This window comes from Pseudoalteromonas sp. 2CM39R, from assembly GCF_023161845.1.
The window spans coordinates 388,647-405,606 of sequence record NZ_JALNTM010000006.1; the positions used below are offsets into that span (position 1 = coordinate 388,647).

The 16,960-nt window shown below is 42.1% G+C and carries 11 protein-coding genes; 1 reads left to right on the top strand and 10 read right to left on the bottom strand.

Translation table 11 applies throughout. From position 1 onward, the window contains the following. Positions 1-72 precede the first annotated feature (72 nt). Complete coding sequence (locus MTF66_RS16300; protein ID WP_248527668.1) at positions 73-951, top strand: TraB/GumN family protein; 879 nt, start codon at positions 73-75, stop codon at positions 949-951. Between the two features lie 6 nt (positions 952-957). Here the strand turns inward: MTF66_RS16300 and MTF66_RS16305 are convergent, their stop codons facing one another. The 10 genes from MTF66_RS16305 to rpoC all read right to left on the bottom strand — a co-directional run bounded on the left by MTF66_RS16305 (position 958) and on the right by rpoC (position 16,960). After that, on the bottom strand, positions 958-2,409 hold the full coding sequence (locus tag MTF66_RS16305; RefSeq protein ID WP_248527669.1) for an ATP-binding cassette domain-containing protein: 1,452 nt from the start codon (positions 2,407-2,409) through the stop codon (positions 958-960). A gap of 67 nt (positions 2,410-2,476) precedes the next feature. Then, positions 2,477-4,201: a response regulator gene (locus MTF66_RS16310; protein WP_248527670.1), complete on the bottom strand. Its 1,725-nt coding sequence runs from the start codon at positions 4,199-4,201 to the stop codon at positions 2,477-2,479. 116 nt (positions 4,202-4,317) lie between these two features. After that, positions 4,318-6,648: a fatty acid cis/trans isomerase gene (locus tag MTF66_RS16315; RefSeq protein WP_248527671.1), complete on the bottom strand. Its 2,331-nt coding sequence runs from the start codon at positions 6,646-6,648 to the stop codon at positions 4,318-4,320. Beyond that, the gene (locus MTF66_RS16320) at positions 6,648-7,010 is read right to left on the bottom strand and encodes a hypothetical protein (RefSeq protein ID WP_054202577.1); all 363 of its coding nucleotides are present in this window, start codon (positions 7,008-7,010) and stop codon (positions 6,648-6,650) included. Before MTF66_RS16320 ends, MTF66_RS16315 begins: the two co-directional genes overlap by 1 nt. A 116-nt stretch (positions 7,011-7,126) precedes the next feature. Then, positions 7,127-7,927, bottom strand: a complete 801-nt coding sequence (locus tag MTF66_RS16325; protein ID WP_248527672.1) for a VOC family protein — start codon at positions 7,925-7,927, stop codon at positions 7,127-7,129. Between the two features lie 334 nt (positions 7,928-8,261). Beyond that, on the bottom strand, positions 8,262-9,446 hold the full coding sequence (tuf, locus tag MTF66_RS16330; protein ID WP_109875886.1) for an elongation factor Tu: 1,185 nt from the start codon (positions 9,444-9,446) through the stop codon (positions 8,262-8,264). A 62-nt stretch (positions 9,447-9,508) separates the two neighbouring features. Then, positions 9,509-11,623 (bottom strand): elongation factor G, encoded by a 2,115-nt coding sequence (gene fusA, locus MTF66_RS16335; RefSeq protein WP_248527673.1) that lies wholly within the window; start codon positions 11,621-11,623, stop codon positions 9,509-9,511. 27 nt (positions 11,624-11,650) lie between these two features. Then, positions 11,651-12,121 carry a 30S ribosomal protein S7 gene (rpsG, locus tag MTF66_RS16340; protein ID WP_010392135.1) on the bottom strand — a complete coding sequence of 157 codons (471 nt, stop codon included), beginning with the start codon at positions 12,119-12,121 and terminating at the stop codon, positions 11,651-11,653. Between the two features lie 97 nt (positions 12,122-12,218). After that, positions 12,219-12,593: a 30S ribosomal protein S12 gene (gene rpsL / locus MTF66_RS16345; protein WP_002958885.1), complete on the bottom strand. Its 375-nt coding sequence runs from the start codon at positions 12,591-12,593 to the stop codon at positions 12,219-12,221. A gap of 194 nt (positions 12,594-12,787) precedes the next feature. Further along, positions 12,788-16,960, bottom strand: a complete 4,173-nt coding sequence (rpoC, locus tag MTF66_RS16350) for a DNA-directed RNA polymerase subunit beta' (RefSeq protein ID WP_054202751.1) — start codon at positions 16,958-16,960, stop codon at positions 12,788-12,790.

Consider the following 16,960-nt stretch of genomic DNA (forward strand, 5'->3'; position numbering starts at 1 on the left):
CATTTTTACGTTACCTATAAAGTAAACTAAGTTAGTATTTATAAAACAACTTAAACTTGGTTAGGATTTTTTATGAAAGTGTCATTGCGTATCAGTCATTTATTGATGGCGTTCGTTGTTTTAGCATTTAGTGTGAATGGCTATGCAGCTCCTGCTCTGTTCAAAATAGAAAAACAAGGCGCTAGTTCATATTTATTTGGCACCGTGCATGTAGGTGATGCCAGCATGAAAGGGCTACCACAAAAAGTGACTAACGCACTAGGTAACAGCAAGCAAGTGGTTGTTGAAGTGGATATTAGTAAGCTATCACCTTTACAAATGCAGCAACGCTCTATGCCGTATATGCTGCTTAATAACGGGCGCACACTACAGAGTGAGCTGTCGACAGAAAATTATCAACTCCTGAAAGACTACTTTGCAAAAAAGTCGATTGATATTGCTATGTTCAACAGCTTTAAACCTTGGGCTGTCATGTTAACCATGATGCAAATTGAGTTTCAAAACGCAGGATATTCAGATAAAAATGGCATTGATAAGCAAATATTAGATTATGCCCAACAGCATAATATTAAAATTGCGGAGCTTGAAACCATAGAGCAGCAGCTACAAATGTTTAATGGTTTAGAGTCATTAAGCAACGCTATGATGGCAGAAACCTTTGAACAACTCAGTGATATTAATACCTACTTTATTTCTCTAGTAAATGCATGGAAACAGGGCGATATGAAAACCCTAACCAGCTACTACCACACCAGTTTTGATAACAGCCAATACGGCCAACAAAGCGAACAAGTGATGCTAATTGAGCGTAATAATAATTGGGTCACTCAGCTCACCCCAAAACTTGAACAAGGCAATATTTTTATAGCTGTAGGTGCTCTGCATTTAGTTGAGCAACATGGCTTAATTAAACAACTGCGTGACCAAGGATTCACGGTGACTCAGTTATAAACAAGCTTATATAATCGACTCATTATGAGCCGCCTGCTGCTCATAATGAGTTGGTTTAAAGTCTTCCATTTTTAGGGTGTGTTCAATCCCTTTAATGGTATCTGCTGCATGATGGTTTACATAAATAACGGTACTCGTTTTTGCCGCACACACCTTTTCTATCAGCAGCAAAACGCGTTGACGATTTGCCTCATCAAGCCCTAAACATGGCTCATCTAAAATAACTAAGGCAGGGTGTTTGACCATTGCGCGTACAATAAGTAATAGGCGCTGATCGCCATACGATAGTTGAGTAAAAGCGCAATTAGCTTTATCGCTAAGGCCAATTAGTGCCAACCACTGTTTCGCTAACCGCATTTGTAACTCACTGGCTTGTTGATATAAACCAAAACTATCGAAAAACCCAGAGATAACAGTATTGAGCGCCGAAATACTCACTCTATACTGTAAATGCAAGGTATTAGAGATATAACCAATATGCTGTTTTATATCCCAAATACTCTCTCCTGTGCCACGCTTAAAACCAAACACCTCAATCTCATTGTTATAGCACTGAGGGTTATCACCGGTGATTAAATTTAATAAACAGGTTTTTCCTGAGCCATTCTTACCGGTAAGTTGCCAGTGTTGGTGTTGCTTAATTGTCCAGTTTAAGTTCTCAAAAATAGTCTGTTCACCATAACGTACATGCGCATCAGTAAGCTTAACGAGTGGCGCGTTTACATTTGAAATAAAAGCGGGTTCGGGTGAATCTGGAATAGTTATAGGTGTATGTTCTAAATGCAGTAACTTAAACAAATCGGCTCGTTTTGCTGCGCACGGTTTTGCTAAGCTATGTTGTAAAAGACCCTTGCTCACATAAGCAAAGTGATCAACAAACGCAGGAATTTCATCAACACGGTTTAGTACAAACACAAAGCAAGTGTGCGTACTCAGTTGCTTTAATAGGCGGTTTAACTGCCTAGTCGATTCAGTGTCTAAGCCATCAAATGGTTCATCAAGCACAACTAAATCACTATTAGCAGACAGTGCTTTAATCAATAATAATTTACGTGTTTCACCGGTCGATAAATCAGTAAAATTACGATTAAGTAAGGCATCAAAATTAAGAGCCGTAATTAGCTGTTGGCATAAATCGCTATTTATTTCAGGCGCAGAAAAGAGTATGTCGGTTACTTTTTGTGGTTTATCACTTTTGCGATTAGCGCTTAATAACTGCTTTTGTAAATCACTTGAAACTAACTGTAGATTATTAAAAGTACTATGGCGTTGCCCACTTTGTTGCTTGGCTTCACCAATAAGCGTAGCCCCAAGCGCAGATTTACCGGCGCCATTGCCGCCAAGCAATACCCAGTGCTCCCCCTGTTTTACTTGCCAAGTTAAATCCTTAATATAATAGCGATTACTGCCACCGGTGGATAAATAACCATTAAATTGCTGAAGTAAAATTGAGCGCACACTAGATCCCAAAATAAGGCTTAAAAATTCAAATTAACGTACAAAATAACAATTAGGCAAGTGAGATTTAATCAACCTCTGTTAGAAGAGCATCGTTTAGTGCCGCTATTATACTTTGCTGATCTATAGGTTTATGAATATGACTTATTGCTCCACAAGCTTTAGCGCGAGCTATATCACTATCAGAAGTGTTTGCGGTAACCACAATAATGGGTCGTGTTTTGTCTTTTTCATGTAGCAGCTTTGTGGCTTCAAAGCCATCCATAACCGGCATATTTAAATCCATAAATATAACATCATAGCTATTTTCAGCCGCCATTTCACAAGCGACTTTGCCATTTTCAGCCGATTCAACCTGTATGCTCAAAGAACTTAATAACTTTGTTAGTACCAACATGTTGAGCGGGTTATCTTCAACCACTAAACACTTAAGATCATCAGGCAAGCGCGTTGGCTTAGTTTCGCTTGTGTCCATCTCTAATGGTAGGCTTAAAAATACAATGGCGCCTTGTGGATGATTATTCTCAAAACGAATGTCGCCATTAAGCGCATTAACAATATATTGCACGCGGGTAAGCCCTGTTCTGAGGCCTTGAAAATGGTTACTTTGTTGATTGTTATCTAATTCGAGCTGACCAACCGGGTGGCTAAAGCCACAGCCACTGTCTTTTATGCTTAACTCTAACTGATGGTTATTGAGCGTAGCAATGACGGTGACCTCTCCTTGCTCAGTAAACTTTAATGCGTTATTAAGTAGTTCAGAAACAATTTGTTGTAGCCGTGCGTGATCTACAATCACCGCGCAGTCTAAGTTCGGTGCTAACTCGGTAATTAACTTTAACCCTTTCTCAGTACAGCCATATTGATACACAGCCAGTATTTTGTTTAAAGTTGTTAGTAGGTTGTCTGAGGTTGGCTTTAACGACCAGCGATTTAAACTAAGCGCCTGTAAATCTTGAAGTTCACCTAGCATTGCTAGCAACCGAGTTGAACAGTACTGAGCTTGACGCTTAATTTGTTGTTGCGAGCTGGGAATGGTTAATTCATTTATAGAACTAATTAATCCCTGTAACGGGGTTCTAAACTCATGACTGGCGCGTGCAATAAAATGTTCTTTATTCTGACTGACTTGCTCGGCAAATTCTTTTTGTTGTTGATACTCAAGCAGGGTCTGCAAAACTTGCCTCTCCATTGGCATAAACACAAATCTTAACTCTATAAGCAATAACGCTAGAGTCAAAAACCAACACAACAGCTCAATATTGGCAACCCAATTAACCTTTGTCACCGCTTGCTGCTCAAATAAGCTCACCGCGGTGTCTAATTTTTTTAATAATGCTTCAATCTCGCCCACAGAAAACACCGCGGGATTCGCTTGTTCTTGTTGGGTCAGTAATTTTTTTGCTTGTTTTATAAAACTAGATACCTCGGTATCTAAGCTGCCTGGGGCGGCATAATATAAATCAACTAAAGCAGCATTTAAATAAATCGCCTCACCTTGCTCATTTTTAGTGAGTAAAAAAGTATGTCCTTGTTCGAATAGCCCAAGTGAGTAAGCTAACGATTTCAGATGCTGTTCGTTGTTAGCTGTTTGATTAATTAGCGCATTACTATGCCACGCTATTTTTTGTGACAGCATGCGTTGCTTACCTGCTATATTGATAATTTTCGCATCGTATTTTTGCACAGAAAAGACGTATTGCATGAGTAATGCGGATACGCTGATCAGCAAGGCAATAGCAATTAATGCCCACCGATAACGCTTGCGAATACTCTTTACAATATTAAACATAAACCAAGCTGCTTTTTATTTTCACTTTAGTCTAACTGTAGCAAGTTAATCAGTTAATTCACTAATTATTAGATATAAAAAAGCCCAACTAAAAAGCTGGGCTACTTACAATATCATTAACGATTTTCTAAGCGGTTATAATCAAACATACCAAATTCAACCCCCCGATACTGGCGGGCAACGTGATGTAATATATCGCTATATTGCCAAAACTGAGGGTGCGTTCGACGAATCGCAAACTTAGACTTTAAAGCCCGATAATCCGCCTCTATTTGCATAAGCGGTAGCTGCTCTGCAAATGCAGCAACTTGTTGCGGGTTATTTAAATACCAAATTGCTGATGGGTAATCACCAATAAAACCTGGCACAATTGTCACGGTATCTTCTTCATAAGCACGCTGGCCGTCTTCGTTTAATAAGCTCGAAATATTATAATGCGCGTTATGATGAATAATCGTATAAGCCTTGTGCTCATCTTGCTCTTTTACTAACACATAGGATAGCTGCGGGAGTAAGTTAATTGCTTTAGCAGGCATGGTGTTAATTGCACTTAATGGTGCGGGGACTTTTTTATAGTCATAACGAGGACTTAATACCGGCTCAAGCGTTTGTTTAATTAATCCATATAACTCTGATTGTGGCTTATCAGTTTGGTAATTAATACCGCTGGGCTGACTAAACTCACGGTTATTTTCGAAAAAGGTCGATAGGCTTGGCGGTGATTTACGATACCAGCTTTGCTTAATAGCTTCGCGTTGTGACTCTGGTAATAACGCAAGAAAGTTTTGCTCACCTTCCAAGCGTAAAAAATCCATGTATAAACGTGTTATCAATTGATGGCCAATATTGCCATACACATCAAAGCCTGCCACTAGTAAGTAGTGAATACGCTCAAACAATGCATAATCAAGTACCCACATCGTTTTAGGTTGCTGGCCAACAAGCCCTTTTACAACAGTTGCACTATCGAAATGGCGAAAAATTGTCAGCGCCGCATTTTGGTTATGCCCTTCCCCTTTCCACAGTAAATCAGTAGTTAAGTGCTCGCCATTTTTGAACATTTTATTAGCTAGCTCAACCTTGGCTTTTAAATAGCGTTTTTCGCGAACTGAATATTTTACCCAGTTAGAAATAGGTAACGCATTACTCTCCTCGGCTGCTGGTAACTCTAATGCGTCTTCATGTTGCATTAGCATTTTACCAACCTCTGGAGTCGCCACTTTATCAGGATCGGCAAATGCCACCCAAAAATGATCATTAATCACGTTCAGTGCAATTTGACCACGACAGACAGGCCCTTTAATGAAGCCCATAATAATTAATTCAGCTTCATCGAGCATAAATTGATATTTAGCATCAATAGGCAGTGCTTCAAAAGTTTTAAATGGGTTTGATGCAAGTGCTGGCTCATAGCTTGGTAAGCTAGATACAGTGTATTTTGGTGCGATGAACTGCTGATATAAGCGCGTTAACTTCTCATCCGTTAACTTAAGTGGCAAATGCGTTTTTGACAAAATAGTAGAACGGTCGTGAAGCAATCGATAATAAACACGCTCAACACTTGGGTTATCATAAGGGCGACGAGCGCTAATTAACTTAATATCTTCCCCAGGAGGAGTGCTTGAACGCACCAACTTAAAAAAGTTTGGTGATTGCGCATCACTAAAATAGATGTGCGCTAAAAACCAATGTTCATAAATATAACGCGCTGATAACTGATACTTCAAACCATCTTGATTTAAAAATGCTTCCCAGTTTTTTACCTTTGCAAGCTCAGCAGCTGATGGCGGCTTGATATGCGCCATTTTCCCGCCTTTTTTAATCCAATTTTGTAGGTGCTGAAATTCAGCAGCCGACACTCCTGGTAAGCCATAAGGCATACCCGCATGCGGTTGCTCATCCGCTAATTGGTCAAACTCACCCATGGTCGCACAACTTTGGTTGCGACTAAGCGAAAAATCAAAGCGTTCATCTAATACTTCATCTTCTGGCAAAGGTGAACTTTGCTTTAATACCAGCGTGTTAAATAACACACTACCGGCTAAATTGGCTTCTTCATTTTGTGCTCGCTCGTTTAATACCGGGCTAAACTCTTTTTCACGCCATTGCTCAGTGGTGGTTGCATCAAATAATAATCGGCTCGGCGTTGAGGCTAACAACCGAGTACCGTCGTACACCAGCTCTTTACTTAGTCCTCTATCTATTCCCTCAGGAGACGACAACTTCAACTGGCAAGGCGCATCATAACAACCATGGCAAACCACGCAGCGAGTATCTATTACAGGCTTTACATGTTGAAGAAATTCGGCGCCATCACCACTATTAGCGTCAACAATACGTGCTTGTGTTTTTTCGGGACCAAACAGTTCGTTATAATGAGCATTTCCGAGGTAGGCACAGCCACTTAAAATAATCAGTACAAATGTACTTATAATGATCTTTTTCATTACTCTGCCTCATCGCCCAAGTCGAACGTGGGCATCATATCAACTTGAGGTGATACGAATGTCAGCTCATCAACTGTAGTCACTACAGCGCTTAATAGAGGGCCTTGAGTGAGCGTTAGTTGAGCGTCATGTTCGCTTTGCACTACACTTGAAAAACTTGAATTGATGACATTCAATTCATAGTCCGTAATGCTTATGCCAATACTACTGTCAGCACTGGGGTTTTGGCATAGCTGAGTCAGTAGCTCATCACTTAAAATAACTGAAATTTCCACGTCAGGCTGCGCTAAGTCACGCGTACTTAGTGTCTCATCTAGAATAAATAAAGGGAGGGTTAAATTGCTATCTTGTTCAAGTTCCATTGGACTCTCTTGCTGACTGGCGGTGTAATTACCGCCATTATAGCAAAAAAGCACATAATTACTGCGACTAAATAACCATACTAAAGCCTAAAATTAATCCTAAGCATTGCTAATTACTACGCTTTAATATCATCCATTGCCGATTCAATCATAGAAAAAACAGCCCCTTGAGGATCGCAAATAACACTAAAACGCCCTACATCAGGGATATCTGTAGCAGGTACGCACACTTGCCCTCCAAGGATCGCCGCTTTTTTTACATAGCTATCGCAGTTATCCACGGCAAAGTAAATCATCCAATGGGGAGGCACGTCTTCTGGCCACTCATTATTCATTTGTAGCATGCCCGCTACAGGCTTACCTGCAACTAAAAACAAGGTGTAATCCATACCTTCCATAGGCTTTATTTCACTTTGCCAACCTAGTAATTCGCAGTAAAAGTGACGGCTCGCTTCGCTATCACGCGTTGCCATTTCGTGCCAATAAGGCGTGCCGAGCTCACAAGGACGCTGACATCCTATATGCTCTTTACCTTGCCATAACGCCACGGTGGCCCCGGTTGGGTCTTTAAGCATTAACATGCGCCCTGCATTCATAACATTGTGAGGGCCTGCTATAATTTGCGCGCCTAGCTTTTGCGCCTTAATTGCACATGTATCAACATCATCTACTGCAATATAGGTAAGCCAGTAGCTAGGTGTGGAATCGTCCACTTGCTCTTTAGGCATTTGGTACATGGCAGCAATATCGTCACCTTGCTTTTGAAGCATTGTGTAATATTCATCTTCGCCAATTGGCTGGTCGTCATTCCCCCATTCAAACAACGAGGTATAAAAAGCTTTTCCATCTTTCCAATCATGAGTACACAGTTCAGCCCAGCAAAATATACCTTGCGGATAATTATTTTTATTATTCATCGCCCATTTCCTGTTGTAAATTTAAGCTATTTTTAGCTTAGGCTAATAGTCTATAAGAGTCGATAGCTATTCAATGAATAGACATGTCTTTACTGAGTTTTAGCGTATAGTCATATTCCCTTCTATGAAAAAACAGCGCTCAAATATTAAACTATAGATATTCAGAGGTTCTTAAACCGCTGGCTTCTACTCGGGGTTGATACTAACTCAGGCTACTTAGCTTACATTAGCACCGAGCAGCTAAAAGCTGATAGCTAATCACTTTTCTTCAAGCATTAAAAAACCCGAGACTAAGCTCGGGTTTTTTTAATGCTTAATGCATTACAACAGTTGATTACTCAACGATAGTTGCAACAACACCAGCACCAACAGTACGGCCACCTTCACGGATAGCGAAACGAAGACCTTCGTCCATCGCGATTGGCGCGATTAGAGTTACTGTCATCTTAACGTTATCACCAGGCATTACCATTTCTACGCCTTCTGGTAACTGTACGTCACCTGTTACGTCAGTTGTACGGAAGTAGAACTGTGGACGGTAACCTTTGAAGAATGGAGTATGACGACCACCTTCATCTTTAGAAAGTACGTATACTTCTGAAGTGAATGTTGTGTGTGGGTTGATTGAACCAGGCTTAGCTAGTACTTGACCACGTTCAACGTCTTCACGCTTAGTACCACGTAGAAGTGCACCAATGTTCTCACCAGCACGACCTTCGTCAAGAAGCTTACGGAACATTTCAACACCAGTACAAGTAGACTTAGTAGTCTCTTTGATACCAACGATTTCAACTTCGTCATTCACGTTGATGATACCAGCTTCAACACGACCAGTTACAACAGTACCACGGCCTTGGATTGAGAAAACGTCTTCGATAGGCATGATGAATGGCTTATCGATGTCACGCTCTGGCTCTGGAATGTAAGAATCTAGTGCTTCTGCAAGCTCTACGATTTTAGCTTCCCATTGCTCTTCGCCTTCAAGTGCTTTAAGTGCAGAACCTTGAATTAGTGGTAAGTCATCACCTGGGAAGTCGTATTCAGAAAGAAGTTCACGAACTTCCATTTCTACTAGCTCAAGTAGCTCTTCATCATCAACCATGTCACATTTGTTCATGAACACAACGATGTAAGGAACGCCAACTTGGCGAGAAAGTAGGATGTGCTCACGAGTTTGTGGCATAGGACCATCAGTCGCAGCAACTACTAAGATAGCGCCGTCCATTTGAGCAGCACCAGTGATCATGTTTTTAACATAATCGGCGTGACCAGGACAATCTACGTGTGCGTAGTGACGAGTAGGTGTATCGTACTCAACGTGTGAAGTTGAGATTGTGATACCACGCTCGCGCTCTTCTGGAGCGTTATCGATTGATGCGAAATCTTTAGCAACACCGCCGTATACTTTTGCAAGTACGTTAGTGATTGCTGCAGTTAGTGTAGTTTTACCGTGGTCAACGTGGCCGATTGTACCAACGTTTACGTGCGGTTTTACGCGTTCAAACTTTTCTTTTGCCATCTTAAAAAATTCCTAATAAAGAAATTAAAGCCTGACTCAGTATTGAGCCAGACAAGCTAAAATCATATAACAGCGCGAGCTGAAATTATTGTATCTGCAACCTGCTTAGAGGCTTCAGCGTACTTCAAAAACTCCATAGAGTATGAGGCACGGCCCTGTGTTGCAGATCGTAAAGCAGTCGCATAACCGAACATTTCAGATAGTGGTACCACAGCATTAATTTGCTTAAGGCCACCAAGTGCATCTTCCATGCCTTCGATCATGCCGCGACGACGGTTTAGGTCGCCAACTACATCACCCATGTTTGCTTCAGGAGTGAGTACTTCAACCTTCATTACTGGTTCTAAAAGTGCAGGGTTTGCATCTAGCGCACCTTGTCTCATAGCCAGTGAACCTGCTATTTTAAATGCCATTTCATTCGAATCCACATCATGGAATGAACCATCATATAAAGTCGCTTTAACACCAAGTAATGGGTAGCCTGCCAGTACACCTTGAGCCATTTGCTCTTGGATACCTTTGTCTACCGCAGGGATGTATTCTTTCGGCACTGAGCCACCTACGGTTTCGTTTACGAACTCGTAAATTGGGGCTTCATCATCCGAAATATCCATCGGTTCAAGTTTAAGCCAGACGTGACCATATTGACCACGACCACCTGATTGACGTACAAACTTTCCTTCAACTTCAACAGTTGAACGAATAGCTTCTCGGTATGCAACCTGCGGCTTACCAACGTTACATTCAACACTGAATTCACGTTTCATACGGTCGACAATGATATCAAGGTGAAGTTCACCCATGCCAGAGATAATAGTCTGGCCTGATTCTTCGTCAGTTTGTACGCGGAAAGATGGATCTTCTGCAGCTAGTTTTCCTAGCGCGATACCCATTTTATCCTGGTCAGCGATTGTGCGAGGCTCAACCGCAACAGAGATAACTGGTTCTGGGAACTCCATACGCTCAAGCGTAATAATAGAGTTCGGATCACACAGTGTTTCACCTGTTGTTACGTCTTTGAGACCAATAGCCGCCGCGATGTCGCCTGCGTGGACTTCTTTGATCTCTTCACGTGAGTTTGAATGCATCTGAACGATACGACCAAGACGCTCACGCTTACTTTTTACTGGGTTATATACCGCGTCACCCTGTTTAACAGTACCAGAGTAAACACGGAAAAAGGTTAAAGTGCCAACAAACGGGTCTGTTGCAATCTTGAATGCAAGAGCAGCAAACGGCGCTTTATCATCAGCAGGACGCTCTTCCTCAGTACCATTTTCTAAGATACCTTGGATTTGTTTCACTTGTGTTGGTGATGGCATATATTCAACAACGCAATCAAGCACAGCTTGAACACCTTTGTTTTTAAATGCACTACCACACGTCATGGGAACAATTTCGTTCGCTAATGTGCGTTGACGCAAAGCATTTTTAATTTCTGCTTCGCTTAACTCTTCACCTTCTAAGTATTTATCCATTAGTTCTTCAGTAGCTTCAGCAGCGCTTTCAACTAAGTGAGAGCGCCATTCTTCGGCTAACTCCTGAAGTTCTGCCGGTATTGCCTCATAAGAGAAAGTCATACCCTGGTCTTCATCATTCCAGTTAATGGCTTTCATTTTAATAAGGTCAATAACACCTTTAAAGTCGTCTTCAGCGCCAATAGGCAGCTGGACTGGAACAGGCGTTGCTCCAAGACGAGATTTCACCTGGCTTACAACCGTTAAGAAGTCAGCGCCTGTGCGATCCATTTTATTTACGAAGATCATTCTTGGAACTTCGTATTTGTTCGCTTGACGCCAAACTGTCTCAGTTTGCGGCTGTACACCCGATGAAGCACAAAGAACAACTACCGCACCATCTAGTACACGTAAAGAACGCTCTACTTCGATAGTGAAATCTACGTGTCCTGGGGTATCAATAATATTGATGCGATGGTCGTCAAATTGAGCGTCCATCCCTTTCCAGAAACACGTTGTTGCAGCAGAAGTGATTGTGATACCACGCTCTTGTTCCTGCTCCATCCAATCCATAGTTGCAGCGCCATCATGCACTTCACCGATCTTATGAGAAAGACCTGTGTAGAACAGAACACGTTCTGTTGTGGTGGTTTTGCCTGCATCTACGTGAGCACAAATACCGATATTGCGGTAACGCTCAAGTGGAGTTGTACGTGCCATAAAATCCTCTTAAAGGTTAAGGACAGATTACCAACGGTAATGAGCGAATGCTTTGTTCGCTTCAGCCATACGGTGAACGTCTTCACGTTTCTTAACCGCAGTGCCTTTGTTATCAGCAGCGTCAACGATTTCTTGAGCTAAACGTAAGCCCATAGATTTTTCGCCACGCTTACGTGCAGCGTCTACTAACCAACGCATACCTAATGCGTTGCGACGTACTGGACGTACTTCAACTGGTACTTGATAAGTTGAACCACCAACACGGCGAGATTTAACCTCTACCTGTGGACGGATGTTATCAAGTGCAGTTTCAAAGATTTCTAGGTGCGACTTGCCTGATTTCTCAGCAGCCACGTCTAGCGCACCATAAACGATTTTTTCAGCAGTAGATTTCTTGCCGTCTAACATTACGATGTTAACGAATTTTGCAAGAAGTTCCGATCCGAACTTAGGATCTGGAAGAATTTTACGTTGACCTATTACGCGTCTTCTAGGCATTTTGTATCTCCGGTTTATTCAGGTTTGTCCTTTTGGAACAATCACCCAAAACAATAATTAATAATATTTAGTGCTTGGCCTTACTAACGGAAAACAATTAGCCTTTAGGGCGTTTTGCACCGTATTTAGAACGAGCTTGACGACGGTCGCTAACGCCTGCACAGTCAAGTGCACCACGTACAGTGTGAAAACGCACACCTGGTAAATCTTTAACACGACCACCACGGATTAGGATTACACTGTGCTCTTGAAGGTTATGACCTTCACCACCGATGTATGAAGTTACTTCGAAACCGTTAGTTAAACGTACACGAGCTACTTTACGTAACGCCGAGTTTGGTTTCTTAGGTGTAGTTGTATATACGCGAGTACATACACCACGCTTTTGCGGACACGCTTTAAGCGCAGCTGAGTTACTTTTAGTAACCTTGCTACGACGTGGCTTACGCACTAGCTGGTTAATAGTTGCCATTTAAATAGCTCCTGAAATTAAAATTACTACTGAAAAAAATAAAAAATCCGCCCTTGTTTTACGAGCATGTATTAAACGTGCAAGTAAATGGGTGGCGGAATTTTAATGAGCAAAGATTGACCTGTCAACCTAAACCGCTCGCAAGGCAGTAGATAACTACCTTGCTAAACTCTAATCTATTGATTAGATTCGGTTTATTGATTTCCAGATAAATCCGCGTTTAAGGCATCAGTTAGTGCTTGAGTCGCCTCTTCTGCACTTACCGTTTGCTCTTCAACAACGTCTTTTTGCTTACGACGAGCCATACGATCTTGATGATACGCAAAACCGGTACCGGCTGGGATCAATCGACCCACAATTACGTTTTCTTTCAGACCGCGTAACTCATCGCTCTTACCATTTACAGCGGCTTCTGTTAGGACACGAGTTGTCTCCTGGAACGAGGCTGCTGAGATGAAAGATTCTGTCGCAAGTGATGCTTTAGTGATACCCATTAACTGGATTTCAAACTTAGCTGGGATCTTACCTTGAGCTTCAAGGTCGCGGTTTGCGATATTAACGCGTGCCACTTCAATTTGCTCACCGGCTAAGAACTCAGTATCACCACCGTCTAGAATGATACATTTACGTAGCATTTGACGAATAATAGTTTCAATGTGCTTATCATTGATCTTAACGCCCTGCAAACGGTAAACCTCTTGCACTTCGTTAACAATGTAGTTAGCAACATGAGTCACACCACGTAGGCGTAAGATGTCATGCGGTGATTCTGGACCATCGGCGATAACTTCACCTTTAGACACTTGCTCACCTTCAAACACGTTAAGTTGACGCCACTTAGGAATCATTTCTTCGTAATGATCGCCTTCAGCTGGAGTAATAACTAAACGTTTCTTACCTTTAGTCTCTTTACCGAAGCTAATCGTACCGGTGATTTCAGCTAAGATAGCTGGATCTTTCGGCTTACGCGCTTCAAATAAGTCGGCTACGCGTGGTAGACCACCCGTGATATCACGAGTTTTCGAACCTTCTTGCGGAATACGTGCTAGTACGTCACCTGGGTTTGCAGTCGCGCCGTCTGTTACTTCAATCGTAGTGAATGAAGGAAGACGTGTTTCTTGCAAGCCACGCTCATCACTTTCAATGATAAGTTTCGGCTCTTTCGCATTCGCTTTAGCAAGATCTTTAACAACTACGCGAGTTAAACCCGTTAGTTCGTCAGTCTGTGCTTCAGTATTTGAATCATCGATATCGCTGAACGATACTTTTGATTTATGCTCAAGAACGATTGGGTGACTATGCGGGTCCCAAGTAGCAACAATGTCGTTACCTTGAACTTCTGCATTGTCTTGCACTGTTAATACCGCACCGTAAGGTACTTTATAACGCTCTTTCTCACGACCATAGCTATCAATGATAGTGATTTCTGTAGAACGTGAGGTAATAACAATCTTACCGTCTGTATTTAATACATACTTAGCGTTGTGAAGTTTTAATGTACCGTTAGTTTTAACTTGTACATTATTTTCAGCAGACGCTCTTGATGCCGCACCACCGATGTGGAATGTACGCATCGTAAGCTGTGTACCCGGCTCACCGATTGATTGTGCCGCGATAACACCAACTGATTCACCCGCGTTGATGATATGACCACGTGCTAGGTCACGACCATAACACTTAGCACAAACACCAAAGTCGTTATCACAGGTGATAACTGAACGTACACGAACTTCATCAACTGAGTGCTCTTCTAAAAGGTCACACAGTTTTTCGTCAAGCATGATGTTACGTTCTACAAGTACTGTATTAGTACCAGGGATAACAACAGGCTCAGCAACAACACGACCTAGTACACGTTCGCGAAGTGCTTCTACAACGTCACCACCTTCAATAAGCGGTTTCATTGTTAAGCCATCTTCTGTGCCACAATCGTCTTCATTGATTACCAAATCTTGTGCAACGTCTACTAGACGACGCGTTAGGTAACCCGAGTTCGCTGTTTTCAGTGCTGTATCGGCAAGACCTTTACGCGCACCGTGCGTTGAGATGAAGTACTGAAGTACGTTTAGACCTTCACGGAAGTTAGCCGTGATTGGCGTCTCGATGATTGAACCATCTGGACGTGCCATTAGACCACGCATACCTGCTAGCTGACGGATCTGAGCGGCACTACCACGAGCACCTGAGTCGGCCATCATAAACACTGAGTTAAATGACGGTTGCTCTTCTTCTTCACCTTGCGCATTCACTACGGTGTCTTTTGACAAGTTCGCCATCATTTCACGTGATAAGTTTTCATTTACACGTGACCAGATATCGATAACTTTGTTGTACTTTTCACCAGCCGTAACAAGACCCGATTGGAACTGTTGGTTGATTTCAGTTACTTCAGCTTCTGCTGCTTCAATGATTGATGCTTTCACTGGTGGGATAACTAAGTCATCGATACCAATTGAAACACCTGACTTCATTGCGTAGTGGAAACCGGTGTACATAACTTGGTCAGCAAACACAACTGTGTCTTTTAAACCAAGACGACGGTAACACTCATTTAATAAGCTAGAAATTTGCTTTTTACCTAGGGCTTGGTTGATTGACTCAAACGGCATACCTTTAGGTAAAATAAGAGACAGAATTGCACGACCCACTGTAGTATCAATGATTGTAATTGTATCTTCTACAACACCATCTTCATTAGCTACTGATTGGCTAATACGTACTTTCACTTTTGCGTGAAGGTCGGCATTACCACTACGGTATGCTTTTTCTGCTTCTTTAGGATCTTTAAATACGGTGCCTTCGCCTTTGGCGTTAATGCGGTCACGCGTCATGTAATAAAGACCTAATACAACGTCCTGTGAAGGAACGATGATTGGCTCGCCATTAGCAGGCGATAAGATGTTGTTTGTAGACATCATTAACGCACGAGCTTCAAGCTGCGCTTCAATTGTTAGCGGTACGTGTACCGCCATTTGGTCACCATCGAAGTCGGCGTTGTAAGCCGCACATACTAATGGATGCAAATGAATCGCTTTACCTTCGATAAGCACAGGTTCAAACGCTTGGATACCCAAACGGTGAAGTGTTGGTGCACGGTTAAGTAATACTGGATGTTCACGAATTACTTCGTCTAGTACATCCCATACTTCCGCTACTTCACGCTCAACCATCTTTTTAGCTGCTTTGATTGTCGTAGCCATGCCGCGACGTTCTAATTTGCCATAGATGAATGGTTTGAATAACTCAAGTGCCATCTTCTTAGGAAGACCACACTGATGAAGCTTAAGTGTAGGACCAACCGTGATTACAGAACGGCCAGAGTAATCTACACGCTTACCAAGTAAGTTCTGACGGAAACGACCTTGCTTACCTTTGATCATATCAGCAAGCGATTTAAGTGGACGTTTGTTAGAACCTGTAATTGCACGACCACGACGACCGTTATCAAGTAGCGCATCAACCGCTTCTTGTAACATACGTTTTTCGTTGCGTACGATAATATCTGGTGCAGCTAAATCTAGTAGACGCTTAAGACGGTTATTACGGTTAATAACACGACGGTAAAGGTCATTTAGATCAGATGTCGCAAAGCGGCCACCGTCTAGTGGTACTAATGGACGTAAGTCAGGTGGCAATACTGGAAGTACTGTCATGATCATCCACTCAGGGTTATTACCTGATTGGTGGAACGATTCCATTAACTTAAGACGTTTAGTGATCTTTTTACGCTTAGTTTCAGAGTTAATTGTTGGTAACTCTTCACGCATCTCTGCAATTAATTGAGCAAGATCGAGTTCACGAAGCAAGTCTAATACTGCTTCAGCACCCATCTTCGCTTCAAACTCATCGCCGTGCTCTTCAAGTGCATCTAGGTATTCTTCTTCACCTAATAGCTGACCACGCTCAAGCGTTGTCATACCAGGCTCAGTTACTACGAATGATTCGAAGTAAAGAACACGTTCAATATCACGAAGCGTCATATCAAGCATTAAGCCGATACGTGACGGTAATGATTTTAAAAACCATATATGCGCAACTGGACTTGCCAGTTCTATATGACCCATACGGTCACGACGCACTTTAGTGAGTGTTACTTCAACGCCACACTTTTCACAGATCACACCACGGTGTTTAAGGCGTTTATATTTACCACATAAACACTCATAATCTTTCACTGGGCCGAAAATACGGGCACAGAATAAGCCATCGCGCTCAGGCTTGAAAGTACGGTAGTTAATAGTCTCAGGTTTCTTTACTTCACCGTATGACCATGAACGAACCATGTCTGGTGAAGCAAGACCAATGCGAATTGCATCGAATTCTTCGGTCTTATTTTGTTGCTTCAGAAACTTAAGTAAGTCTTTCAC

Excerpts from the sequence above, each read along its gene's own strand:
- MTF66_RS16300 (WP_248527668.1), top strand. The coding sequence starts at position 73 with ATGAAAGTGTCATTGCGTATCAGTCATTTATTGATGGCGTTCGTTGTT.
- MTF66_RS16310 (WP_248527670.1), bottom strand. The coding sequence starts at position 4,201 with ATGTTTAATATTGTAAAGAGTATTCGCAAGCGTTATCGGTGGGCATTA.
- MTF66_RS16315 (WP_248527671.1), bottom strand. The coding sequence starts at position 6,648 with ATGAAAAAGATCATTATAAGTACATTTGTACTGATTATTTTAAGTGGC.
- MTF66_RS16320 (WP_054202577.1), bottom strand. The coding sequence starts at position 7,010 with ATGGAACTTGAACAAGATAGCAATTTAACCCTCCCTTTATTTATTCTA.
- MTF66_RS16325 (WP_248527672.1), bottom strand. The coding sequence starts at position 7,927 with ATGAATAATAAAAATAATTATCCGCAAGGTATATTTTGCTGGGCTGAA.
- tuf (WP_109875886.1), bottom strand. The coding sequence starts at position 9,446 with ATGGCAAAAGAAAAGTTTGAACGCGTAAAACCGCACGTAAACGTTGGT.
- fusA (WP_248527673.1), bottom strand. The coding sequence starts at position 11,623 with ATGGCACGTACAACTCCACTTGAGCGTTACCGCAATATCGGTATTTGT.
- rpsG (WP_010392135.1), bottom strand. The coding sequence starts at position 12,121 with ATGCCTAGAAGACGCGTAATAGGTCAACGTAAAATTCTTCCAGATCCT.
- rpsL (WP_002958885.1), bottom strand. The coding sequence starts at position 12,593 with ATGGCAACTATTAACCAGCTAGTGCGTAAGCCACGTCGTAGCAAGGTT.